At 71.2% G+C, this 22,125-nt stretch carries 22 protein-coding genes; 16 read left to right on the plus strand and 6 right to left on the minus strand.

The window, feature by feature from the left end; all coding sequences use genetic code 11:
- Positions 1-34 precede the first annotated feature (34 nt).
- A complete protein-coding gene (locus FHS38_RS01725; protein ID WP_184731055.1) occupies positions 35-643 on the plus strand; it encodes a TIGR03086 family metal-binding protein in 609 nt (202 codons plus the stop codon).
- A gap of 16 nt (positions 644-659) precedes the next feature.
- Here the strand turns inward: FHS38_RS01725 and FHS38_RS01730 are convergent, their stop codons facing one another.
- Complete coding sequence (locus FHS38_RS01730) at positions 660-1,589, minus strand: LysR family transcriptional regulator (protein WP_184729889.1); 930 nt, start codon at positions 1,587-1,589, stop codon at positions 660-662.
- Between the two features lie 213 nt (positions 1,590-1,802).
- Here FHS38_RS01730 and FHS38_RS01735 point away from each other — a divergent pair, with 213 nt between their 5' ends.
- The 4 genes from FHS38_RS01735 to FHS38_RS01750 all read left to right on the plus strand — a co-directional run bounded on the left by FHS38_RS01735 (position 1,803) and on the right by FHS38_RS01750 (position 4,771).
- On the plus strand, positions 1,803-2,567 hold the full coding sequence (locus tag FHS38_RS01735; protein WP_184729891.1) for a helix-turn-helix transcriptional regulator: 765 nt from the start codon (positions 1,803-1,805) through the stop codon (positions 2,565-2,567).
- 220 nt (positions 2,568-2,787) lie between these two features.
- Positions 2,788-3,330: a hypothetical protein gene (locus FHS38_RS01740; RefSeq protein ID WP_184729892.1), complete on the plus strand. Its 543-nt coding sequence runs from the start codon at positions 2,788-2,790 to the stop codon at positions 3,328-3,330.
- A 129-nt stretch (positions 3,331-3,459) separates the two neighbouring features.
- Entirely contained in the window at positions 3,460-3,819 is a 360-nt protein-coding gene (locus FHS38_RS01745) for a histidine triad nucleotide-binding protein (RefSeq protein WP_184729895.1), read from the plus strand.
- Between the two features lie 43 nt (positions 3,820-3,862).
- On the plus strand, positions 3,863-4,771 hold the full coding sequence (locus FHS38_RS01750; RefSeq protein ID WP_184729897.1) for a ribonuclease Z: 909 nt from the start codon (positions 3,863-3,865) through the stop codon (positions 4,769-4,771).
- A 25-nt stretch (positions 4,772-4,796) separates the two neighbouring features.
- Here the strand turns inward: FHS38_RS01750 and FHS38_RS01755 are convergent, their stop codons facing one another.
- Complete coding sequence (locus FHS38_RS01755) at positions 4,797-5,600, minus strand: HAD family acid phosphatase (protein ID WP_184729899.1); 804 nt, start codon at positions 5,598-5,600, stop codon at positions 4,797-4,799.
- A gap of 191 nt (positions 5,601-5,791) precedes the next feature.
- Here FHS38_RS01755 and FHS38_RS01760 point away from each other — a divergent pair, with 191 nt between their 5' ends.
- A complete protein-coding gene (locus FHS38_RS01760; protein ID WP_184729901.1) occupies positions 5,792-6,877 on the plus strand; it encodes an S-(hydroxymethyl)mycothiol dehydrogenase in 1,086 nt (361 codons plus the stop codon).
- Positions 6,878-7,027: 150 nt separating this feature from the next.
- On the opposite strand, the gene FHS38_RS01765 is transcribed toward FHS38_RS01760, so the two are convergent.
- Positions 7,028-8,353 carry a family 4 glycosyl hydrolase gene (locus FHS38_RS01765; RefSeq protein WP_184729903.1) on the minus strand — a complete coding sequence of 442 codons (1,326 nt, stop codon included), beginning with the start codon at positions 8,351-8,353 and terminating at the stop codon, positions 7,028-7,030.
- A gap of 72 nt (positions 8,354-8,425) precedes the next feature.
- Here FHS38_RS01765 and FHS38_RS01770 point away from each other — a divergent pair, with 72 nt between their 5' ends.
- The 4 genes from FHS38_RS01770 to FHS38_RS01785 all read left to right on the plus strand — a co-directional run bounded on the left by FHS38_RS01770 (position 8,426) and on the right by FHS38_RS01785 (position 12,575).
- Positions 8,426-9,583, plus strand: a complete 1,158-nt coding sequence (locus FHS38_RS01770; RefSeq protein WP_184729905.1) for a PfkB family carbohydrate kinase — start codon at positions 8,426-8,428, stop codon at positions 9,581-9,583.
- A 185-nt stretch (positions 9,584-9,768) separates the two neighbouring features.
- Positions 9,769-10,761 (plus strand): PhoH family protein, encoded by a 993-nt coding sequence (locus FHS38_RS01775; RefSeq protein WP_184729907.1) that lies wholly within the window; start codon positions 9,769-9,771, stop codon positions 10,759-10,761.
- Positions 10,762-10,773: 12 nt separating this feature from the next.
- Entirely contained in the window at positions 10,774-11,271 is a 498-nt protein-coding gene (gene ybeY, locus FHS38_RS01780; protein ID WP_184729909.1) for an rRNA maturation RNase YbeY, read from the plus strand.
- The gene (locus FHS38_RS01785; RefSeq protein WP_184729911.1) at positions 11,268-12,575 is read left to right on the plus strand and encodes a hemolysin family protein; all 1,308 of its coding nucleotides are present in this window, start codon (positions 11,268-11,270) and stop codon (positions 12,573-12,575) included. Before ybeY ends, FHS38_RS01785 begins: the two co-directional genes overlap by 4 nt.
- A 78-nt stretch (positions 12,576-12,653) precedes the next feature.
- Here FHS38_RS01785 and FHS38_RS01790 read toward each other — a convergent pair whose 3' ends face one another.
- Complete coding sequence (locus FHS38_RS01790) at positions 12,654-14,105, minus strand: MFS transporter (RefSeq protein ID WP_184729913.1); 1,452 nt, start codon at positions 14,103-14,105, stop codon at positions 12,654-12,656.
- A gap of 213 nt (positions 14,106-14,318) precedes the next feature.
- Between FHS38_RS01790 and FHS38_RS01795 the strand changes: the two genes are divergently transcribed.
- From FHS38_RS01795 to era, 4 genes are all read left to right on the plus strand, one after another.
- Complete coding sequence (locus FHS38_RS01795) at positions 14,319-15,140, plus strand: helix-turn-helix transcriptional regulator (protein ID WP_184731057.1); 822 nt, start codon at positions 14,319-14,321, stop codon at positions 15,138-15,140.
- 110 nt (positions 15,141-15,250) lie between these two features.
- Positions 15,251-16,072: a hypothetical protein gene (locus FHS38_RS01800; RefSeq protein ID WP_184729915.1), complete on the plus strand. Its 822-nt coding sequence runs from the start codon at positions 15,251-15,253 to the stop codon at positions 16,070-16,072.
- A 52-nt stretch (positions 16,073-16,124) separates the two neighbouring features.
- The gene (locus FHS38_RS01805) at positions 16,125-16,478 is read left to right on the plus strand and encodes a cytidine deaminase-like protein (RefSeq protein ID WP_184729917.1); all 354 of its coding nucleotides are present in this window, start codon (positions 16,125-16,127) and stop codon (positions 16,476-16,478) included.
- A gap of 48 nt (positions 16,479-16,526) precedes the next feature.
- Positions 16,527-17,468: a GTPase Era gene (gene era, locus FHS38_RS01810; RefSeq protein WP_130877674.1), complete on the plus strand. Its 942-nt coding sequence runs from the start codon at positions 16,527-16,529 to the stop codon at positions 17,466-17,468.
- A gap of 173 nt (positions 17,469-17,641) precedes the next feature.
- Here era and FHS38_RS01815 read toward each other — a convergent pair whose 3' ends face one another.
- Together FHS38_RS01815 and FHS38_RS01820 are read right to left on the minus strand one after the other, a co-directional pair.
- Positions 17,642-17,914: a protealysin inhibitor emfourin gene (locus FHS38_RS01815; RefSeq protein WP_184729919.1), complete on the minus strand. Its 273-nt coding sequence runs from the start codon at positions 17,912-17,914 to the stop codon at positions 17,642-17,644.
- Between the two features lie 29 nt (positions 17,915-17,943).
- Positions 17,944-19,002 carry a M4 family metallopeptidase gene (locus tag FHS38_RS01820; protein WP_184729921.1) on the minus strand — a complete coding sequence of 353 codons (1,059 nt, stop codon included), beginning with the start codon at positions 19,000-19,002 and terminating at the stop codon, positions 17,944-17,946.
- Between the two features lie 316 nt (positions 19,003-19,318).
- On the opposite strand from FHS38_RS01820, the gene leuA reads away from it, so the two are divergent.
- Together leuA and FHS38_RS01830 are read left to right on the plus strand one after the other, a co-directional pair.
- Positions 19,319-21,082, plus strand: coding sequence for a 2-isopropylmalate synthase (leuA, locus tag FHS38_RS01825; RefSeq protein WP_184729923.1), 1,764 nt, complete (start codon positions 19,319-19,321; stop codon positions 21,080-21,082).
- Positions 21,083-21,327: 245 nt separating this feature from the next.
- Positions 21,328-22,065 carry a TerB family tellurite resistance protein gene (locus tag FHS38_RS01830; protein ID WP_184731059.1) on the plus strand — a complete coding sequence of 246 codons (738 nt, stop codon included), beginning with the start codon at positions 21,328-21,330 and terminating at the stop codon, positions 22,063-22,065.
- Positions 22,066-22,125: the final 60 nt, after the last annotated feature.

Below are 22,125 nucleotides of genomic sequence, written 5' to 3' on the forward strand. Positions count from 1 at the left end.
GAACCATTCGACGAGGAGACCACTCATCAACGCCATACCCGATGTACGTGACGGGGACAGGGAAGCGCTACGGATCACCGAGGCCGTCGTCGGCCAGGTCAGGGCGGAGCATCTCGACCTGCCAACGCCCTGCGCGCAGTGGACGCTCCGCCGGCTCCTCGCCCACATGATCGGCCAGAATCACGGCTTCGCCGCCGCGGCCGACGGGGAACGGACCGATCGCACCGTGTGGGCCGACCGCGACTTCGACGACGTCGGTGCAGCCGCCGCCTTCGCCGAGTCCTCGGCCAGGGTGACGACCGCGTTCCGCAGGGAGGGCGTGCTGGACGGTGAGTTCTGGCTCCCGGAGGTGCGCGGCGGGCAGTCGTTCCCGGCCCGTACGGCCATCGGTTTCCATTTCGTCGACTACGTGGTCCACGGGTGGGACGTGGCCAGAACGATCGGCGTACCCGCTCCGTTCGAGCCGGAACTGCTCCGCCAGGTCCTGCCGATCGCCGAGGCTGTGCCGGACGGTGCGAACCGGCGGGAGGAAGGGGCATCGTTCCAGCCGGGCGTCGGGACGGCGAGCGGTGATCTGCTCGACCGGATCGTGGCCGTGCTGGGACGTTCTCCCCACTGGCCCGACGGGAGCGCCCCTCGCTAGGGCCTGTCCGGTGGCTCTACACGGGGCCGACTGTGGTGGGTCTGCCCCGGTCGTCCGGTCTGCGTGCCATCCGCGCCGCGCTCTCGGCGAGCGCCCGGATCCGTGTGTTCTCCTCGGCCGTACGCCAGATCAGGGCGATGGGCGCGACCGGCAGATCGTGAATGCGGACGAAGGCCACGTCCGGCCGTGCGTAATGGCTGGCGACGGACTCCAGCATCGGCGCGACCCCCTGCCCCGCGGCGGCCAGCGTCAGGATCTCCTGGCAGGTGGTCACCGTCTGGCCGCGGCGCAGCACCCTGCCCGCGGGCGTCACGGTGGGCAGGTGGAAAGCCCGCCAGTAGCCGGGTGCCGTGTTGGCCAATTCGAAGACGGTGTCGTCCGCGATCTCCTCGATGGAGATCGAACCGCGTTGCGCGGCGGGATGGTCCAGGGCCGTCGCCAGCATGCGCGGCTCGTGGGAGATCACCGGCCCCACCGTCAGGTCCGGTTCGTCGACCGGCAGGGCGGCCGCGAGGACGTCGACCTCGCCGCGGCGCAACGGCCCGAGGAGATCACCGCACGCCACCTCGCGCAGCACGATCTCCCACTCGGGGGCATCGGTCCGCAGCGCCCTGATCAGGTCGGCCACATAGCGCCCCCCGGCGGCTCCGGTGAATCCGAGCCGGGTGGCCCCCACGAGCCCGCGGGCGTCGCTGACCGCCTGGTCGTACACGGTGACCAGCTGCTTGTACAGCGGCTGCAGTTGGTCGATGAAGTGCGCACCCAGCGTGGTCAGCCGCACCTCGCGGCTGGTGCGCTCGAACAACCGTCCGCCGATGCGCTGCTCGACCTTGCGCACCGTCTGGCTGACGCGCGACTGTGACACCTGGAGCTCGCGAGCGGCCCGCCCGAAGTGCAGCTGCTCACTGAGCGCCAACAGGCACTGGACTTCCCGTAATTCGATCACCCGGCTCACGGTAGGTGGTCTCCCGAAAGGGTGCAACCATCTAGTTGGTTGGATCTTTCAAGAAGTGGTCATGAGCAGGTAATGACGAGGGGTGCGAGCGACGGCGGACCGGGCGGCCGGGCCCGGCCCCGCCGGGGCCGGGCGTGACCGAAAGTCGATCACCGTCGTGCCCGGGTCTCGCCCGGAACCCGCCCGGTCGGGATGCTTGCGGCCATGGCACAGCTCACCTCCCGGGATTACGAGCGCATGCTCGACCTTGTCGTCGCGGTCCTCGAGAACGACGACCCGGATGCGTTATGGCATCTGGTCGCCGGCCACCTCCACGAGGCCTTCGGCTGCAACACGGTGCTGTTCGCGGGGGTCGACCTGGCGGCGCAGGCCGGGCGGGCCGAGGGATGGGCGCCCGACCGGATCAGTCATGCGGTGGAAGACCTCATCGACCGGCGCATACGCCAGCGCCATCCGCTGCTCCCCTATCTCACGGCAGGTGAACGGCGACCGGTGACCATGAGCCAGATCTGCGACCGGTGGCGCCATTCCCAGTGGCGCAGTGAAGCCTTCCGCGACTTCGGTACGACGCAGCAGCTGGGGTTGCCGATGCCCGGCGGGGAGAACGCGCTGCGCACCGTCGTCCTCGGGCGCAAGGGCGACTTCACCGAGCGGGAACTCGCCTTCGCCGCGCGGATCCAGCCACTGCTCGCCGGCGTCGACAGCCATGTGCGGGAGCTGCGCCGGCTGCGCGACGCCGCCGGTCGGGGGGCGGGGGCCGTGGATGCCGACGGGCACGGGCTGACTCCTCGTGAGTTCACCGTCCTCGGGCTGCTCGCGGAAGGACTCACGGCCGATGTGATCGGCCGTCGCCTCACCATCTCCCGGCACACGGTCAACCGGCACCTGGAGAAGATCTACCGCAAGCTCGGCACCAACAACCGCGTCTCCACCGTATCGCTGGCGCGGCGGACCGGGCTCGTGGTGTGAGTAGGAAGTTCTTCCTATGGCGACGCGCCGGGGGCGTGGCCATGCTCTGAGGGCAAAGGGAGCCGACGTCGGTCGCGGGGGAACCGGCGTCGAACCGGGGCCCGGCTGCCCCGAGGCGGGGCAGCCGGTCGGCCACGGGCCCGACCACTCCGTCACCGGACCGGACCGAGTGGCCCGACGCGTTCTTCCGCGCCGCCCGCGCGAGTGGGAACCTCCCTCTATGAGGGCATTGAGGCGACTGCGGGGTCGGCGGGTGCTGTCCGCGGCGGGTGCCGCGGCGTTGACGGGCACGGCGGTCGTGGCTCTCGCCGCCTGCCGGCCCTCCGACGCGCTCGACACGGCGACCGTCTCCGTCACCACCGACCAGCTGGCCACCCGGCAGCTGGAGCGTGAGCACATCCCCGTGCGCTGGCTGACCTGCACCGGAAAGGCGGAGTCCGACGGCAGCACGGACAAGGACGGCAAGCGCAAGGTGACGGCCGTGGGCGTCGACTGCCAGGGCAGGACCGACAAGGACAAGAAGATCATCGCGTTCGGCAAGGTCACCGGCATCAACGGCCAGTCGTGCGTCACGGGCTCGCTGACCGTGAAGGTCGACGGGAGGACCGTCTTCGCGGGCGGTGTCCTCGGCGACTGCGGGCAGGCCGGCGGCGGCCAGGGCAAGCCCCCGCCGCACCCGTCCCCGACGTGCACCGACAAAAAGGGCGACGGCGGGCACGGCACTCACCACGGCGGCAACCAAGGCTCCCAGCAGGGGAAATAGGGACGCGCGGCGGCCTGCGCCGCCCCCGACGACGAACTGCCGGCCCATCCGGCCCGGGGCCGTCGCCGTCCGAGTGCGGCCCGGTAGCATCCGGACCGTACGAGCCGACGACCCGGGAGGAGCCCACCGGTGGCGGGAGAACCGCAGGCCGATTGCCTGTTCTGCAAGATCGTGGCGGGGGAGGTGCCGGCGACCGTCGTGCGGGAGTCCGAAACCGCCGTCGCGTTCCGTGACATCAACCCCCAGGCGCCCACGCACATCCTGGTGATCCCCAAGGTGCACTACCCGGACGCCGCCTCCCTGGCGGCGGCCGAGCCGCAGATCGCCGCGGACATACTGCGCGAGGCCGGTGAGGTCGCGGTGCAGGAGGGCGTGGACGAGAAGGGTTTCCGCATCGTCTTCAACACCGGCGCCGGCGCCGGGCAGACCGTCTTCCACGCGCACGCCCACGTGCTGGGCGGCCGGGGCCTCAACTGGCCTCCCGGCTGACCGAAGCACCCCGCACCACACCGAACAGAACGAAAGCAGTCCCTTGTCCGTACGCGAACTCGTCGTCCTCGGCACCGCCAGCCAGGTGCCCACCCGGCACCGCAACCACAACGGCTACGTCCTGCTCTGGGACGGCGAGGGCCTGCTCTTCGACCCCGGTGAGGGCACGCAGCGGCAGATGCTGCGCGCCGGAGTGGCCGCGCACGACCTGAACCGGCTGTGCGTCACCCACTTCCACGGCGACCACTCCCTCGGCCTCGCCGGGGTGATCCAGCGGATCAACCTCGACCGGGTGCCGCACCCGGTCACCGCGCACTACCCCGCGAGCGGTCAGCGGTTCTTCGACCGGCTGCGGTACGCCACCGCCTACCGCGAGACGGTGAAGCTGAGCCAGGAGCCGGTCTCCGGGCCCGGCGGGGTGCTGGCCGCGGCCCCCTCGTACACGCTGGACGCGCGGAAGCTCTCGCACCCCGTCGAGTCCTACGGCTACCGCCTGGTGGAGCCCGACGGCCGGCGGATGCTGCCCGCGCTGCTGGCGGAGCGCGGGATCGGCGGGCCGGACGTGGGCCGGCTCCAGCGCGAGGGCGCCGTCGGCGGGGTGACGCTGGACGAGGTGAGCGAGGTGCGGCCCGGGCAGCGGTTCGCGTTCGTCATGGACACCCGGCTGTGCGACGGCGTGTACGAGCTGGCCGAGGGCTGTGACCTGCTGGTCATCGAGTCCACGTTCCTCGACGAGGACGAGGGGCTCGCCGTCGAGCACGGCCATCTGACGGCCGGCCAGGCGGCGCGGGTCGCGGCGGAGGCGGGCGTCCGGCATCTGGTGCTGACGCACTTCTCGCAGCGGTACGGCGACCCCACGGTCTTCGAGCGGCAGGCCCGGGCGGCGGGCTTCGAGGGCGAGCTGACGGTCGCCCGGGACCTGATGCGCGTGCCGGTGCCGAAGAGGCGGTGACCACCGCCCCCTCGGCAGCGGAACCCTACGGGAGGAAGTACATCGGGTTGGGGAGCTTGAAGGTGCGGTCGGCGTAGCCGCCCTTCAGGTCGCTGTACTGGTCGCCGAAGTTGGCGACGATGTCGTACCCCTGGGACTCGATGTGCTTCCGCGTGCCCGCCTTGTACTCGACCGTGGTGCAGGTGGCACCGCAGGGCAGGTAGGCCGGCGGGTTCTTCTTGTTCTTCAGGAAGAAGTGCGCGGGGTCGGCGACGGGCTTGTAGCCGACGTTCTTGAGGTTGCGCGCACTCCACTCGCGCTGGTGCTCGCCGCGCCCGGTGACGTAGAAGACCTCGATCCCCTTGGACTTGGCCCAGTTGACGAGCTTCGGCATGCCGAAGACCGGGGACATGTCGGTGGACTTCAGATAGGCGTCCTGCGACTCGGGCGTGAAGTGGAAGCCGACCTGGAGCTCGTAGTTGTAGCTCAGCAGGGTGGTGTCGTCCAGGTCCAGGACGATGGCGGGCCTGGCCTTCTTGCCCCTGGCGTTCTTCGCGCCGTTCTTCACGACGCCCTCGAGGTGGGCCTTGGCCTTCTTCTCGATGTCCGCGACCTGCTTGGCGTAGTTGCTGTCGGGCGAGGCGTAGTGCTGGCCCGCCGCGTCGACGGTGTCGCCGTAGTACGCCTTGATCTTGTCGGTGACCTTGGTGAGGTTCGGGATCTCCTTGTCCGTGCGCGGCGCGGCGTGGTCGGCGGAGGCCGCACCGGCCGCGAACAGACCGGCGCCGACGGCCACGGCGGCGGTGGCGGCCGCTATGCGGACGCGCTTCGAGGAAGAAGAAAGGGTCACGTGCGGGCTCCTGGAGAACAGGGAAGTGAGGCGGTCAGAACAGTTATCTACGCGCGCAGACCCCCGCCGTCAATCTACGCGCGGAGACCGGGACCGACAGGCGGTGATGACGGCACGTCAGGCCCCTTCCGGCGGGCCGCGTCCGCTGCGCGTACGGTGTGGACTGACCAGTGATGAGAAGGGGACCCGCCATGGCGCAGGAAGTACGTGGAGTGATCGCACCCGGCAAGAACCAGCCGGTGCGGGTGGAGACGATCGTCGTGCCGGACCCGGGGCCCGGCGAGGCCGTGGTGAAGGTGCAGGCGTGCGGCGTCTGCCACACCGATCTGCACTACAAGCAGGGCGGCATCAACGACGACTTCCCCTTCCTCCTCGGCCATGAGGCGGCGGGCGTCGTGGAGGCCGTCGGCGACGGCGTCAGCGAGGTGGCTCCGGGCGACTTCGTCATCCTCAACTGGCGGGCCGTCTGCGGCCAGTGCCGGGCGTGTCTGCGCGGCCGCCCGCAGTACTGCTTCGCCACGCACAACGCCAAGCAGAAGATGACGCTGACCGACGGGACGGAGCTGTCCCCGGCGCTCGGCATCGGCGCGTTCGCGGAGAAGACGCTGGTCGCCGCCGGCCAGTGCACGAAGGTCGACCCCGCCGTCTCCCCGGCGGTCGCCGGGCTGCTCGGCTGCGGCGTCATGGCGGGCATCGGCGCGGCGATCAACACCGGCCGGGTCGGCCGTGGCGACTCCGTCGCCGTCATCGGCTGCGGCGGCGTGGGCGACGCGGCCATCGCGGGCTCCCGGCTGGCGGGGGCGGCCCGGATCATCGCCGTCGACATCGACGACCGCAAGCTCCAGACGGCCCTGACCATGGGCGCCACCCACACGGTCAACTCGCGCACCACGGACCCCGTCGAGGCGATCCGCGAGCTGACCGGCGGCTTCGGCGCCGACGTCGTCATCGAGGCCGTCGGCCGCCCCGAGACGTACGAGCAGGCCTTCTACGCCCGCGACCTGGCCGGCACCGTCGTCCTGGTCGGGGTGCCCACCCCCGAGATGAAGCTGGAGCTGCCGCTGCTCGACGTCTTCGGCCGCGGTGGCGCGCTGAAGTCCTCCTGGTACGGCGACTGCCTGCCCTCCCGCGACTTCCCGATGCTCGTCGACCTGCACCTGCAGGGGCGGCTCGACCTCGCCGCGTTCGTGACCGAGACGATCGGGCTGGGGGACGTGGAGAAGGCGTTCGAGCGGATGCACGAAGGCGATGTGCTCCGCTCGGTCGTCGTGTTCTGATCACGGGAGCCCAGTCCGATCAAGCCCGTCCGGCGAGTGAGGACGCGCCCGCAGGGCACCCGCCGCCGCAGGCGGCGAGACGGCCCGCGGTCGGCACGACAAACCGCAGGCGGCACGGACGGCCCGTAGCCGCAGATCCGCCGGACAGGCCTACGCCGGGCAGGCCCGGTCCAGGATGCGGGCCGCGACGGCCGGGGAGTCGACCAGGGGGTGCAGGGCCATGGCGCGCAGCGCGGCGCCGTGGTTCTCGCCCACGGCCGCGTCGATGGCGGCCCGTTCGACGGCCTTGAGCTGGAGCATCAGCCCCAGCTGGTCCTCACGCAAAGGGGCGCACGGCAACGGCCGTGCGCCCTTCGCGCCCACCTCGCAGACCGTCTCGATGATTGCCTCGGGGTCCAGCGCCGGCACCGTCGTGCCGTTGCGGACGTTGAGGATCAGCCGGGTGCGCTCGTCCCTGGCGACCGCCCGCATCAGGGCCAGGGCCACCTGGTCGTAGCCGCCGCCGTCCAGGTCGCACGAGTCGCGCTGCCAGCCGCCGCTGGCCGCCCGGCTCTCGGCCATGTACGTCTCCTCGCGGTGCAGCCGGGTCCGCTCCCACAGCGCGTACGCCCGCTCGGGCTCGGCCGCGGCCGCCGCGAAGAAGCCGCCCTGCTGCTGGTCGAGGAACTCGCCCCGGGTCTCCGGCGACTCCAGCACCGCGTGCAGGGTCTCCCGGCGGAAGTAGTAATAGTGCAGGTATTCGTTCGGCAGCGAGCCGAGGGCCTGGAGCCACCGCGCGCCGAAGAGCTTGCCCTCCTCGAAGGAGGACAGGGCCTCCTCGTCCGCCAGCAGCCCCGGCAGCAGGTCCCGGCCGTCCAGCGTCAACGAGCGCAGCCAGCCGAGGTGGTTGAGGCCCACGTAGTCGAATCCGACCCGGTCCGGGTCGGCGCCCGCCGCCCGCGCGGCGCGCCGCACCAGCCCCACGGGTGAGTCGCAGATGCCGATGACCCGTTCACCCAGAACGGCCGACATCGCCTCGGTCACCATGCCCGCGGGATTGGTGAAGTTGATGACCCAGGCGTTCGGGGCGAGCGCCGCGACCCGCTCGGCGATGTGCAGCGCCACCGGGATCGTCCGCAGCCCGTAGAGCACACCGCCCGCGCCCACGGTCTCCTGGCCCAACACCAGCTCGCCCAGCGGAATCCTTTCATCGCGCACCCGCCCGGCCGTGCCGCCCACCCGGATCGCGGAGAAGACGAAGTCCGCCCCGCGCAGCGCCTCGTCCAGGTCCTCGGCGGTCGTCACGACGGGGGCGCCCGGGACGCCCTCCGCCTGCTCGGCCAGCACGTTCGCGATCACCTTCAGCCGTGCGGAGTCGGTGTCGTACAGCGTGAGTTCGGTGCAGCGCCCCGGTGCCTCGCGCCGCGCGTCGTCCAACAGGGCCCGGTGCACCAGAGGCACCCGGAAACCGCCACCGCCGAGAATCGTCAGCTTCATGGCCCGGAACGTATCGCAGCATCGGGCAGACTGTCGGGACCCGCACCCCGTGAAGAGGAGCAGCGAGCGAGCATGACGATTTTCTCGCCTCATGCGGCACCGCAGACGGCACTGTCCGGCGAGCGTTCCGAGGGGTTCGAGGGCGCCGCCCCGGTCCTCGACCCGCTGGCCGAGGTCCGGGCGGAGGGCGACCCGGAGACGGACGTCTATCTGACCGGGACCGTCTTCCTCGACATCATCTTCACCGGCCTGGACTCGGCCCCCGTGCGCGGCACCGAGTCCTGGGCGCGCGGCATGGGCTCCAGCCCCGGCGGCATCGCCAACATGGCCACCGCTCTCGCCCGGCTGGGCCTGCGGACCTCGCTCGCCGCCGCCTTCGGCGACGACATGTACGGGGAGTACTGCTGGGAGGCCCTCTCCCGTGGCGAGGGCATCGACCTGGGGCTCTCCCGCACGGTCCCCGGCTGGCACTCTCCGGTGACCGTCTCCATGGCCTACGAGGGCGAGCGCACGATGGTCTCGCACGGGCACGAGGCCCCGCCGCCCGGCGAAGGGGGCGCGCCCGCCCCCGAGTGCCCGCCGCCCGCCCGCGCCTGCGTGGCGCTGCTGGTGCCCGGCCGGCAGGAGGAGTGGATCGGCACCGCGGCCCGGCGCGGCAGCCGGGTCTTCGCCGACGTCGGCTGGGACGAGACCGGCCGCTGGGACCCCTCGGACCTGGCCGATCTGGAGCACTGCGAGGCGTTCCTGCCCAATGCCGAGGAGGCCATGCGCTACACCCGGACCGACTGCCCGCGCGCCGCCGCCCGGGCGCTGGCCGAGAAGGTGCCGCTCGCCGTCGTCACGATGGGTGAGCGGGGTGCCTTCGCGGTGGACAGCCGCACCGGGGAGAGCGCCGAGGTGCCGGCCATCGCCGTCGAGGCGCTGGACCCCACCGGTGCCGGGGACGTCTTCGTCGCGGGCTTCGTGACCGGCACCCTGGCCGGCTGGCCGCTCGCGGACCGGCTGGCCTTCGCGGGCCTGACCGCCGCCCTGTCCGTACAGGAATTCGGAGGGTCACTCTCCGCGCCCGGCTGGGTGGAGATCGCCGCCTGGTGGCAGCACGTGCGGTCCTACGACGACTCCCCGTCCGCCCTGCGCCGCTACGCCTTCCTCGACGGCATCCTCCCCGCCGCCGCCCGCCCCTGGCCGCTGCGCCGGGCCGTGCCCACGCTCGGATTCCGCCAGCCGTGACCGGCGGCCACCGGCCTGCTGTGAACGGCCGCCACCGGCCTGCCGTAAAACCCCTCGGGCCGGCCGGCACACCGTCGTACCCTTGATATCCCAAGGATGTCCGGAGACATCGGGCGGATTTCGCTCCATCCGGGCACGTCGGAACGCAGGAAAAGAGGGGATGAGCAGGCCCGAGTGGCCGGCCCATGACTCAGACACCCACACGACCGCAGGCGACAGCCCGGTTCACGGTCCCGGCCAAGCACCCCATGGTGACGGTCCTGGGCTCCGGGGACGCGCTCCTGCGCGTGATCGAGAAGGCCTTCCCCCACGTGGACATCCACGTCCGGGGCAATGAAGTCAGCGCCGCCGGGGAGCCGCCGGAAGTCGCCCTCGTGCAGCGCCTGTTCGACGAGATGATGCTGGTGCTCCGCACCGGACAGCCGATGACGGAGGACGCGGTGGAACGCTCGATCGCGATGCTGCGGGGCGAGGGCGACGGGGACGAGACCCCGGCCGAGGTCCTCACACAGAACATTCTCTCCAGCCGCGGTCGCACGATCCGGCCCAAGACGCTCAACCAGAAGCGCTATGTCGACGCCATCGACAAGCACACGGTCGTCTTCGGCATCGGCCCCGCCGGCACCGGCAAGACGTATCTGGCCATGGCCAAGGCGGTCCAGGCCCTGCAGTCCAAGCAGGTCAACCGGATCATCCTGACCCGGCCGGCCGTCGAGGCGGGCGAGCGGCTCGGCTTCCTGCCCGGCACGCTCTACGAGAAGATCGACCCGTATCTGCGGCCGCTCTACGACGCCCTGCACGACATGCTCGACCCCGACTCCATCCCCCGGCTGATGGCCGCCGGGACGATCGAGGTCGCGCCGCTCGCCTACATGCGCGGCCGGACGCTCAACGACGCCTTCATCATCCTCGACGAGGCGCAGAACACCAGCGCCGAGCAGATGAAGATGTTCCTCACCCGCCTGGGCTTCGACTCCAAGATCGTCATCACCGGTGACGTCACCCAGATCGACCTCCCCGGCGGCACCAAGAGCGGTCTGCGGCAGGTCGTGGACATCCTGGAAGGCGTCGAGGACGTCCACTTCTCGCGGCTCACCAGCACGGACGTGGTCCGGCACAAGCTGGTCGGCCGTATTGTCGACGCGTACGAGCAGTTCGACGAGCGCAACGGAAAGTAAGTAATCGAAGCGATGGCAATCGACGTCAACAACGAATCCGGCACGGACATCGACGAGCAGGCGATCCTCGACGTCGCCCGCTACGCCCTGGCCCGGATGCGTATCCACCCGCTCTCCGAACTCTCGGTCATCGTCGTTGACGCCGACGCCATGGAGCAGCTCCACATCCAGTGGATGGACCTGCCCGGGCCCACCGATGTGATGTCCTTCCCGATGGACGAGCTCCGCCCGCCGGCCAAGGACGACGACGAGCCGCCGCAGGGCCTGCTCGGCGACATCGTGCTCTGCCCGGAGGTCGCGAAGAAGCAGGGCGAGGAGGCGCCGACCGGGCACTCCATGGACGAGGAGCTCCAGCTCCTGACCGTCCACGGCGTCCTCCACCTCCTGGGCTACGACCACGAGGAGCCGGACGAGAAGGCCGAGATGTTCGGCCTCCAGGCGGCGATCATCGACGGCTGGCGTGCCGAGCGCGGGATCGAAGGAGCCTCCCCGGCTCCCACGATCACGTGACCGGGCAGCTGATCGCCGCCGCGGTCCTGCTCCTGGTCGTCGCCTGGCTCGCCGCCTGCGCGGAGGCGGGCCTGGCCCGCACCACCCGGTTCCGCGCCGAGGAGGCCGTCCGGGCGGGCCGCCGCGGCAGCGCCAAGCTGATGGCCGTCGCCGCCGACCCGACCCGCTACCTCAATGTGGCGCTGCTGGTGCGCGTCGCCTGCGAGATGGCGGCCGGTGTCCTGGTGACGTACGTCTGCCTGCGGGAATTCGACAAGACCTGGCAGGCGCTGACGGTCGCCATCGCGGTGATGGTCCTCGTCTCCTATGTGGCAGTCGGCGTCTCCCCGCGCACCATCGGCCGCCAGCACCCGCTCAACACCGCGACGGTGGCCGCGTACGTCCTGCTGCCGCTCGCCCGGATCATGGGCCCGGTGCCGCGGCTGCTGATCCTCATCGGCAACGCCCTCACCCCCGGCAAGGGCTTCCGCATGGGCCCGTTCGCCTCCGAGGCGGAGCTGCGGGCCATGGTCGACCTGGCGGAGAAGGAGTCGCTGATCGAGGACGACGAGCGCCGGATGGTGCACTCCGTCTTCGAGCTCGGCGACACGCTCGTCCGCGAGGTCATGGTGCCCCGCACGGACCTCGTCGTCATCGAGCGCGGCAAGACCATCCGCCAGGCGCTGACCCTCGCGCTCCGCTCGGGCTTCTCCCGGATCCCGGTCACCGGCGAGAGCGAGGACGACATCGTCGGCATCGTCTACCTCAAGGACCTGGTCCGGAAGACGCACATCAGCCGTGACGCCGAGTCCGAGCTGGTCTCGACGGCGATGCGTCCCGCGGTCTTCGTGCCCGACACCAAGAACGCGGGCGACCTGCTGCGGGAGATGCAGCAGCAGCGCACCCACTGCGCGGTCGTCATCGACGAATACGGCGGCACCGCCGGCATCGTCACGATCGAGGACATCCTCGAGGAGATCGTCGGTGAGATCACCGACGAGTACGACCGCGAGCTGCCGCCCGTGGAGGAACTCGGCGACGACCGCTACCGCGTCACGGCCCGCCTCGACATCGGCGACCTCGGCGAGCTGTACGGCCTGGAGCTGGACGACGAGGACGTGGAGACGGTCGGCGGCCTGCTCGCCAAGTCCCTCGGCCGCGTCCCCATCGCCGGCGCCACGGCCGAGGTCGACCTCACCGACGACACCACCGACCCCATGCTGCGCGCCCTGCGCCTGACCGCCGAATCGGCGGCGGGCCGCCGCAACCGCATCGTGACGGTCCTGGTCGAGCCGGTCCGCCCGCCGGAACCGGACGAGGACTGAGCGAGCGCCTTTGCCGCACGCCGGGGTGGCCCGCGACGATCACCGATCGTCGCGGGCCACCGTCGTGCTGAGGCCGGATCAGGCGCGGGCCGCCCGGACGCGGGCGAGGCCGAAGGCGGCCAGTACCGCGATGACCGCGACGACGGCCGCGTCGACGCCGAGGGCCAGCTTGATGCCGCCCAGCGTGGCGTCCGCGAAGCTCGAACCGTCCTCGCGGAGGGTGGCGACGTGCGCGGAGGACAGCGCGCTCAGCAGGGGGATGCCGATCGTGAGGCCGACCTGCTGGGAGCTGGTCACCAGACCGGTGGCCAAGCCCTGTTCTTCGTCCGGCAGGCCGGACGTGGCGATCACGCCGTACGAGACGATCACCCACAGGTGGCCGATGCAGGCGATCGTCACGCCCGCCAGGGCCAGCCAGACACCGGAGTCGGCGCCGAGGCCCAGCAGGGCGGCGGTGAACGCCGCCTGGAGGAGGAGGCCCGTCACCAGGGTGTTGCGGGCGCCGAGGCGGGCGATGACCTTGGGGGCGGTGATGCCCGAGAGGGCGGCGAAGACACCCTGAACGCCGAAGATCAGCCCGCTCTGGAAGGCCGAGAGGTCCAGGACCTCCTGGAAGTACAGGGTGAGCAGGAAGACGACCGTGCTCATCATCGAGAACGTGGTCAGCCCGGCCACGTTCCCCCACGCCACCGTGCGGCGGCGCAGCATCGGCAGTGAGACGAGCGGCTCGGCCGCCCGGGACTCCACGATCACGAACGCGACGAGCAGGACGATCCCCGCCGTGAGCGTGACGATCACGTCCACGCCGCCGAAGCCCTGCTGGGCCGCGGTCGACAGTGCGTAGATCAGCCCCAGCAGACCACCGGTCACGGTCACCGCGCCCGGCACGTCGACCCGGGGGCGCCGCGGGTGCCGCGACTCGGTCAGCAGACCGGGCGCCACGGCGAGGATGCCCACGCCCGCCACGGCCAGCAGGCCCATCGTCGAGCGCCAGCCGAGGGAGTCGGTCATGACACCGCCGAGCACCATGCCGATGGTGAAGCCCAGGGAGAGCAGGGTGCCGCTGATGCCCAGCGCCCGGTCCCGCTGCGGCCCCTCGGCGAAGGTCGTGGTCAGCAGGGACATACCGGTCGGCACGATGACGGCCGCGCCCAGGCCCTGCAGGGCCCGCCCGGCGAGGAAGACCGCCGGGCTCCAGGCGAGCGTGGCGAGCACGGACGCGGCGGCGAAGAGGGCGAGTCCGATGAGGAAGAGCCTGCGGCGCCCGTAGAGGTCGGCGATCCGGCCGAACAGCAGCAGGAAGCCGCCGGAAGGCAGGGCGAAGGCGGTGACCGCCCACTGCAGGTCGGCCTGGCCCATGCCGAGGTCCTCGCCGAGGACGGGCAGGGCGACGTTCAGGATGGAGAAGTCGAGCGCCACGATGAACTGCGCGGCGCACAGCACCAGCAGGATCAGTTTCGCCCGGGCCGTCATGCGCGGTGCGGTGCCCGGTGGTGCGGAAGTGGGGGACGGGGAGGTGTCGATCGCCATGGTCACCACCCTCGGGCTCACGGAATACCCGTGGGGAGACGGTGCTTATGGTGGTGGTCGTACCACCAGGCCGGCCGGTACCGTCGGCCGGCCCACCGGGCGGGGGAGGCGACACGAGGGGGAGCGTTGACCGTCAGCAGGACCGAACCGATCACCACGCCGCACGCGCGCGGCGCCAAGTCGCGCCGCCGCCACGAGCTGCGTGAGTTCCTGATGAGCCGTCGGGCCCGGGTGAGCCCGGCCGAGGCGGGGCTGCCCGACGGCGGAGCCCGCCGCCGCACCCCGGGGCTGCGCCGCGAGGAGGTCGCGGTCCTCGCCGGAGTGGGGGCCTCCTGGTACCAGTGGCTGGAGCAGGGACGCGAGATCACCGTCTCCCCGCAGGTCCTCGACGCGGTCGCGCGGGTGCTGAAGCTGACCGGCCCCGAGCGGCGCCACCTCTATGTACTGGCCGGGCTCAACCCGCCGCGGCCCGAGTCCGCGCCCGACCCCGCGTATCTGTGCGACGGGCTGCACCGGCTGATCGACGCGTGGATGCCGCTGCCGGCGCACGTCATGGACGCGTACTGGAACACGATCGCCTACAACGAATCCGCCGCCCTCGTCATGGGGTTCCGCCCGGAGACCACCCAGAACTGCCTGACCACCTTCTTCACCGACCCCGTCTACCGGTCCCGCGTGGCGAACTGGGAGAGGAACGCGCAACGCGTCGTCGCCCAGTTCCGCGCGGCGCTCTCCGAGCGCCCGGACGACGAGGGCTTCCAGACGATCGTTATGGAACTGTCCGAGGAGAGCCCGGAATTCGCCCGGCTGTGGGCGCGCGGCGACGTGAGCGACAGCGGACAGATGATCAAGGAGATGGACCACCCCCTGGTCGGCACCCTGCGCTTCGAGACCACCCCGCTGCGCGTCCCCGCTCGCCCCGATCTGACTATCGTGATGCACAACCCCGTGCCCGGTACGGACACGGCGGCGAAGGTGGAGTGGCTGAACTCCCCCGAGGGCCGGCGCGGCGGGATGTCCTCGGTCGCGGGCTGACCGGGGCGAAAGCCCGGGCTGACCGGGGCGGGAGCCCGGACCACCCGAAGGGGGAGGGGCCGCCGGTTACCCTTGCGGGCCCGCCCCACCCGCCCACCCAAGGAATCCCTGTGCGTCCTCACCCCCGCCGTGGCGCGTCCGCCGTCCTCGCCGCCTCGGCCCTGCTGCTCGTCTCCGCCTGCGGCGGGGCGCCCGGCCGGGAGAGACCCACCGACGACGGGAGCCGCCCCGAGGCGACGCGCGACGCCGCGAACGGACCGACGAACGCGACGCCGCAGGTGAAGCCCCTCACCCGCGAGCAGACGAAAGCCGCGGTGCTCACCGCCGGGGACCTGCCCTCCGGCTGGAAGGTCATGGGGGAAGCGAGCGACGCCTTCGGCCCGGGGCTGCTGCAGATCGGCACCACGGAGAAGACGCCGTGCCAGCCGCTGCTCGACGCCTTCGTCGGCCGGAGCAACGGCCCGAAGCCGGCGGCCCACGCCATGACCGAGCTGGTCCAGGGCGGCGACGCGGGGTCCATGCTGGTCAACGGCGTCACCTCCTACAGCGCATCCGACGCGGTGAAGATCATGCGGGCCACGCTGGACGTCGACGCCTGCGAGAGCTTCAGCGGCAAGCTGGGCGACGACCGCAAGGCCGACTTCACGGCCGAGCCATTGGACGTCCCCAGGACCGGCGACGAGTCGCGCGCCGTGCGGGTGACCGTCGCGGAGACCGCGAACGAGGCCAGCATGCAGCACGACATCGCGGCCGCCCGGGTCGGCGCCACGATCGTGACCGTCGTGCGGACCAGCTTCAGCACCGCCGACAGCTCCAGCTTCGAGGACGCGCTCGGCAAGGTCGTCGAGAAGGTGAAGAGGACGGAGAGGACGGAGAGGACGGAGAGGACGGAGAGGACGGAGAAGGCCGCGCGGGCCGGCAAGGCCTCCTGACCGGCCCGGCCCGGCGCCCGGGGCCGGGGCACCGTTCAATATGCTCCGCCGTATGACGGACAACGCCACGCTGGACCCCGAAGACCGCAAGCTGATCACGCTCGCCCGATCCACGCGCGCCCGTAACGCCGTGGCCGAGGGCGCCGCCGTGCGCGACGAGAACGGCCGGACGTACGTCGCCGGGACCGTCGACCTGGACTCGCTGAAGCTCAGCGCCCTGGCCACCGCCGTCGCGATGGCCGTGGCCAGTGGCGCGAAGTCGCTGGAGGCCGCCGTCGTCGTCTCCGAGGCCGAGACCGCGTCCGACGCGGACCGCGCGGCCGTCCGGGACCTGGGCGGGCCCGCGACGCCCGTACTGCTCGCGGGCCCGGACGGGACCGTGCGCGCCGCGCTCACCGCGGGATAGCCGGGCCGCTGGTCGGCGGGGGCCCGGGGATCGGGGAGAATACCGAGTATGGACAGTGCTGCCTCCCCCTCCCAGGCCCCTCACCGCGCGGGCTTCGCGTGCTTCGTCGGCCGCCCCAACGCGGGCAAGTCGACCCTGACCAACGCACTGGTGGGGACGAAGGTCGCGATCACCTCCAACCGGCCGCAGACCACCCGCCACACCGTGCGCGGCATCGTGCACCGCCCCGACGCCCAGCTCGTCCTCGTCGACACCCCCGGGCTGCACAAGCCCCGCACGCTGCTCGGCGAGCGCCTCAACGACGTCGTGCGGACCACCTGGGCCGAGGTCGACGTGATCGGCTTCTGTCTGCCCGCCGACCAGAAGCTGGGCCCCGGCGACAAGTTCATCGCCAAGGAACTCGCGGGGATCAAGAAGACCCCGAAGATCGCCATCGTCACCAAGACGGACCTGGTCGACTCCAAGCAGCTCGCCGAGCAGCTCATCGCGATCGACCAGCTCGCCGTGGAGCTGGGCTTCGAGTGGCAGACGATCGTCCCCGTCTCGGCGGTGGGCGACAAGCAGGTCTCGCTGCTGGCCGACCTCATCGCCCCGCTCCTCCCGGAGAGCCCGCCGCTCTACCCCGAGGGCGACCTCACGGACGAGCCGGAGATGGTCATGGTCGCCGAGCTGATCCGCGAGGCCGCGCTGGAGGGTGTGCGCGACGAGCTGCCGCACTCCATCGCCGTCGTGGTGGAGGAGATGATCCCGCGCGAGGACCGGCCGGAGAACAAGCCGCTGCTCGACATCCACGCCAACGTCTACATCGAGCGGCCGAGCCAGAAGGGCATCATCATCGGCCCCAAGGGCGCGCGCTTGAAGGAGGTCGGCATGAAGTCCCGCAAGCACATCGAGGCCCTGCTCGGTACGCCGGTCTACCTCGACCTGCACGTCAAGGTCGCCAAGGACTGGCAGCGGGACCCCAAGCAGCTGCGGAAGCTCGGGTTCTAGGCGGGACGTCCTCCGCCGGTCGGAGGCCGGCGCAGTCGTCCGAAGCCCGGGAGGCCCCTGGGGCCGAGCGGTGCGAGGGCGGCAGTGGGGAGAGGTCCCCAAGCAGCTGCGGAAGCTCGGCTTCTAGCCCTTGCCGCACGCGTTGGGGATCACTCTGGTCCTTGCGTCACCCGTTACGCGCCTTCCTTCAGCACCAGCTGGATCAGCTCGCGCTGTTCCGGCGTGAGGTGCGGGTCGGCGCAGTGGACCGTACGGCCGTCCACCGTGATGTCGTAGTGGAATCCGTCCGGCACACCGCGCGCGGTGGCGCCCGTCTCCGGGCCCACGGCGAGTGCGCGGTGGGCCAGGGCCTGCACATGGGTCGCGTCGGGCCGGCCGGTCGTGTCCAGCTCGGCCCGGCGCTCGATACCGGCGAAACCGCCGGTACGGGTGATGGCAATCCGCATGACGCCATCCTTACCCCGTCCGACCGTCTCTACGAGGTGGGAACCCCCACCTGACCCCAGGCCTTGAGAACGGCCTGAATCTCGTCCCCCTCGCCGAACCGGGCCCGCGCCGCCTCCACGGTCAGCCGCGCGAAGTCCTTGAAGTCGGCGTCCGAGGCGAGCTCGCCGCCGGTCAGCGTGTCGTACCAGATGTGGCCCGCGCGCTCCCAGGCGTGCCCGCCGAGGGCGGTGGCCAGGAGGTAGAAGGCGTGGTTGGGGATGCCCGAATTGATGTGCACGCCGCCGTTGTCGCGTGAGGTGCGGACGTAGTCCTTCATGGTGGCCGGCTGCGGGTCCTTGCCGAGGACGTCGTCGTCGTAGGCGGTGCCGGGCGCCTTCATCGAGCGCAGGGCCTCACCGCGGTCCACGTTGGGGCCCAGCAGGCCCGCCCCGATCAGCCAGTCGGCCTGGTCGGCGGTCTGCCCGAGGGCGTGCTGCTTGATGAGCGAGCCGAAGACGTCCGCCACGGACTCGTTCAGCGCGCCCGACTGGCCGTAGTACTCCAGATTGGCCGTGTGCTGGACGACGCCGTGGGTCAGCTCGTGGCCGATGACGTCGACGGGGATGGTGAAGTCGAGGAAGAGGTCGTTGTCCCCGTCCCCGAAGACCATCCGCTCGCCGTCCCAGAAGGCGTTGTCGTAGTTCTCGCCGTAGTGGACCGTAGCGTTCAGCGGCAGCCCGGCGTCGTCGATGGAGTGCCGTCCGTAGACCTTGAGGAACAGCTCGAAGGTCGCGCCGAGCCCCGCGTGCGCGCGGTTGACCGTGCCGTCCTGGGACGGCTGGTCGCCCTCGGAGTGCACCTTCCGGCCAGGGATCGTCTCCTGGTGCCCGGCGTCGAAGATCGTGCGCCGTGGTGTGTCGGAGGGGGTGCCGGACGGTGCCGCGACACCGCGCAGCGCGGTGATCCGGCGGCGGGTGCGCTGGAGGGAGTCGTGCTCCAGGGTGCGCCGCGCGGGCCCGGAGCGCCGCTCGTCCTCGGACTGCGCGAGCTTGTCGAGGACGTGGGGCGGAACGATGGTGCAGAAGACCTTGTGAGGTGTGGCGTCCATGGCCTGAATGTGGCACTGGGTTTCCGCCGTGTCACTCCTTGCGGTCATGATTAATGAAATCGAGTGGTTGGCCTCCCTTTGGGTGGCACCGTTCCGGATCCCCGCCCGCATCCCGCATGCTGATACGGGGCCTGTCGAATCCGGTCATCTCGGTTAGTGTGCTGTGCATCATGCGTTACGGGCTGCTTCTTCTTAGCTGCCGCGGCGAGGGTCTGTAAGTCGTAGGCCGACCCCCTCCCCGCGGAGTTCGGTGGTGCGCCATTCCCGCCCCCCGTCGGCCGCTCGTTGCAGCGGACACATGAGGAGCCCTACGCAGATGACCGAGATTTCCGTCGGCAGGCCCACGCCCGTCACCGCGGCCACCGTGACCCAGAAGCCGTCCGGGATGCCGATCCACAAGTACGGCCGCTACGAGGCCGTGGACATCCCCGACCGCACCTGGCCGGACAACCGCGTCACCGCCGCCCCCCGCTGGCTCTCCACCGACCTGCGCGACGGGAACCAGGCGCTGATCGACCCGATGTCGCCGGCCCGCAAGCGCGAGATGTTCGACCTGCTGGTCCGCATGGGCTACAAGGAGATCGAGGTCGGCTTCCCCTCCTCCGGGGCCACCGACTTCGACTTCGTACGGTCGATCATCGAAGAGGGCGCGATCCCCGAGGACGTGACGATCTCCGTCCTGACCCAGGCGCGCGAAGAGCTGATCGAGCGGACCGTCGAATCGCTGCGCGGGGCGCACCGCGCGACCGTGCACCTGTACAACGCCACCGCTCCCGTCTTCCGCCGGGTCGTCTTCCGCGGCTCGCGCGAGGAGGTCAAGCAGATCGCCGTGGACGGCACCCGGCTGGTCATGGAGTACGCGGAGAAGATCCTCGGCGACGAGACCGCGTTCGGCTACCAGTACAGCCCGGAGATCTTCACCGACACGGAGCTGGACTTCGCCCTGGAGGTCTGCGAGGGCGTGATGGACGTCTGGCAGCCCGAGGCGGGCCGCGAGATCATCCTCAATCTGCCGGCCACCGTGGAGCGGTCCACCCCCTCCACCCACGCCGACCGCTTCGAGTGGATGTCGCGGAACCTGTCGCGGCGCGAATTCGTGTGTCTGTCGGTGCACCCGCACAACGACCGGGGCACGGCCGTCGCCGCCGCCGAGCTGGCGATCATGGCCGGGGCGGACCGGGTCGAGGGCTGCCTGTTCGGGCAGGGCGAGCGGACCGGCAACGTCGACCTGGTCACCCTGGGCATGAACCTGTTCAGCCAGGGCGTGGACCCGCAGATCGACTTCTCGCAGATCGACGAGATCCGTCGTACCTCCGAGTACTGCAACCAGATGGAGGTCCACCCGCGCCACCCCTACGCGGGCGACCTGGTCTACACCGCCTTCTCCGGCTCCCACCAGGACGCCATCAAGAAGGGCTTCGACGCCATGGAGGCCGACGCGGCCGCCCAGGGCAAGACCGTGGACGACATCGAGTGGGCCGTGCCGTACCTGCCCATCGACCCCAAGGACGTCGGCCGCAGCTACGAGGCCGTCATCCGCGTCAACTCGCAGTCCGGCAAGGGCGGTATCGCCTACGTCCTGAAGAACGACCACAAGCTGGACCTGCCGCGCCGGATGCAGATCGAGTTCTCCCGCACCATCCAGGCCAAGACCGACGCCGAGGGCGGCGAGGTCACCCCGCAGCAGATCTGGTCGGTCTTCCAGGACGAGTACCTGCCCACGCCCGAGAACCCGTGGGGCCGCATCGTCCTGCGCGACACCCAGACCTCGACGGCCGGCGACGGCGTCGACTCGCTGACGGTCGAGGCCGTGGTGGACGGCCGGGACACGATGCTGACCGGTACGGGCAACGGTCCGATCTCCGCGTTCTTCGACGCGCTCGGATCGGTCGGCGTCGACGCCCGCCTGCTGGACTACTCCGAGCACACGATGAGCGAGGGCGCCAGCGCACAGGCCGCCTCGTACATCGAGTGTGTGATCGACGGCGTGGTGCTGTGGGGCATCGGCATCGACCCCAACACCACCCGCGCCTCGATCAAGGCCGTCGTCTCCGCCGTCAACCGCGCCTACCGGAACTGACCTTGGCCTGATCTCGGCCTGATCTTTTCTCGACGGAGGCCCGGCACCGATGGGGTGCCGGGCCTCCGTCCATGCTCATCGTCAATCACGCGCAGCCGAAACCACCGGATCCGGTGGAGTCGGTGGCATGTTCAGCCTGCTCTTGCCCGAAGACCCCCCGCAGGAGGTGCTGACGGACATCACCGATGTGGCTAACATCACGTCAACGCGGCGACGAGGCCGTGGCGTTATGGAGGTGCGCCGTGATGCACGCGCAAGGCCGACACAGCCCGGACCGGTGTGTGGTGGGCGTACGCACCGTCTGGCGCACCGTCGGGGACGGCGACTTCTTCTGCCCCGGCTGTGGCGGTGACCGCAACTACCGGCGCCGCACGGGCCACCGCCGCCTCGTCGCCTTCGGGGTGCCCCTGCTGCCGCGCGGCCCCGTCGGGCCGATCGTCGAGTGCGCGGCCTGTCACGCCAGGTTCGGCATGGACGTCCTCGACCACCCCACCACCACCCGCTTCTCCGCGATGCTCCGCGACGCCGTGCACACCGTGGCCCTCGCCGTCCTCGCCGCGGGCGGCACCGAGGCCCGTACGGTCCGCAGGGCCGCCGTCGGCGCGGTGCGCGCGGCGGGCTTCGCCGACTGCAGCGAGGAACAGCTGATCACCCTGATCGAGGCGCTCGCCGCCGACACGGGGCGCCTGCCCGGCATGTACGCCGGCGGCGCGTTCCCGGCCGGGGCCGGGGGAGGGCGGGGCGGCTTCGACCCCTGCGGCACGGCCCTGGCCATCGAGCTCCACGAGGCGCTGGAGCCACTGGCCCCGCACCTCGCCCCTGCCGGGCGCGAGGCGATCCTGCTCCAGGGTGCGCACATCGCCCTCGCGGACGGGCCGTACCGGCCCGCGGAGCGGGAAGTCCTGTCGACGGTGGGGCGGGCCCTGCTGATCTGCCCGGAGGACACGGATCGCCTGCTGGCGGCGGCGCGGATGCCTATGTAGTGGGCTGCCGTGCCTTGTCCTCAAGCGCCGGACGGGCTGCCGTGCCTTGTCCTCAAGCGC

The organism is Streptomyces netropsis (assembly GCF_014203545.1).
Taxonomy (GTDB): Bacteria; Actinomycetota; Actinomycetes; order Streptomycetales; family Streptomycetaceae; genus Streptomyces; species Streptomyces netropsis.

Coding starts and splice junctions, on each gene's coding strand:
- FHS38_RS01740 (WP_184729892.1), top strand. CDS start 2,788: ATGAGGGCATTGAGGCGACTGCGGGGTCGGCGGGTGCTGTCCGCGGCG.
- FHS38_RS01770 (WP_184729905.1), top strand. CDS start 8,426: ATGACGATTTTCTCGCCTCATGCGGCACCGCAGACGGCACTGTCCGGC.
- FHS38_RS01760 (WP_184729901.1), top strand. CDS start 5,792: ATGGCGCAGGAAGTACGTGGAGTGATCGCACCCGGCAAGAACCAGCCG.
- ybeY (WP_184729909.1), top strand. CDS start 10,774: ATGGCAATCGACGTCAACAACGAATCCGGCACGGACATCGACGAGCAG.
- FHS38_RS01795 (WP_184731057.1), top strand. CDS start 14,319: ATGAGCCGTCGGGCCCGGGTGAGCCCGGCCGAGGCGGGGCTGCCCGAC.
- FHS38_RS01790 (WP_184729913.1), bottom strand. CDS start 14,105: ATGGCGATCGACACCTCCCCGTCCCCCACTTCCGCACCACCGGGCACC.
- FHS38_RS01820 (WP_184729921.1), bottom strand. CDS start 19,002: ATGGACGCCACACCTCACAAGGTCTTCTGCACCATCGTTCCGCCCCAC.
- FHS38_RS01775 (WP_184729907.1), top strand. CDS start 9,769: ATGACTCAGACACCCACACGACCGCAGGCGACAGCCCGGTTCACGGTC.
- FHS38_RS01765 (WP_184729903.1), bottom strand. CDS start 8,353: ATGAAGCTGACGATTCTCGGCGGTGGCGGTTTCCGGGTGCCTCTGGTG.
- era (WP_130877674.1), top strand. CDS start 16,527: ATGGACAGTGCTGCCTCCCCCTCCCAGGCCCCTCACCGCGCGGGCTTC.
- FHS38_RS01805 (WP_184729917.1), top strand. CDS start 16,125: ATGACGGACAACGCCACGCTGGACCCCGAAGACCGCAAGCTGATCACG.
- FHS38_RS01735 (WP_184729891.1), top strand. CDS start 1,803: ATGGCACAGCTCACCTCCCGGGATTACGAGCGCATGCTCGACCTTGTC.
- leuA (WP_184729923.1), top strand. CDS start 19,319: ATGACCGAGATTTCCGTCGGCAGGCCCACGCCCGTCACCGCGGCCACC.
- FHS38_RS01815 (WP_184729919.1), bottom strand. CDS start 17,914: ATGCGGATTGCCATCACCCGTACCGGCGGTTTCGCCGGTATCGAGCGC.
- FHS38_RS01830 (WP_184731059.1), top strand. CDS start 21,328: ATGCACGCGCAAGGCCGACACAGCCCGGACCGGTGTGTGGTGGGCGTA.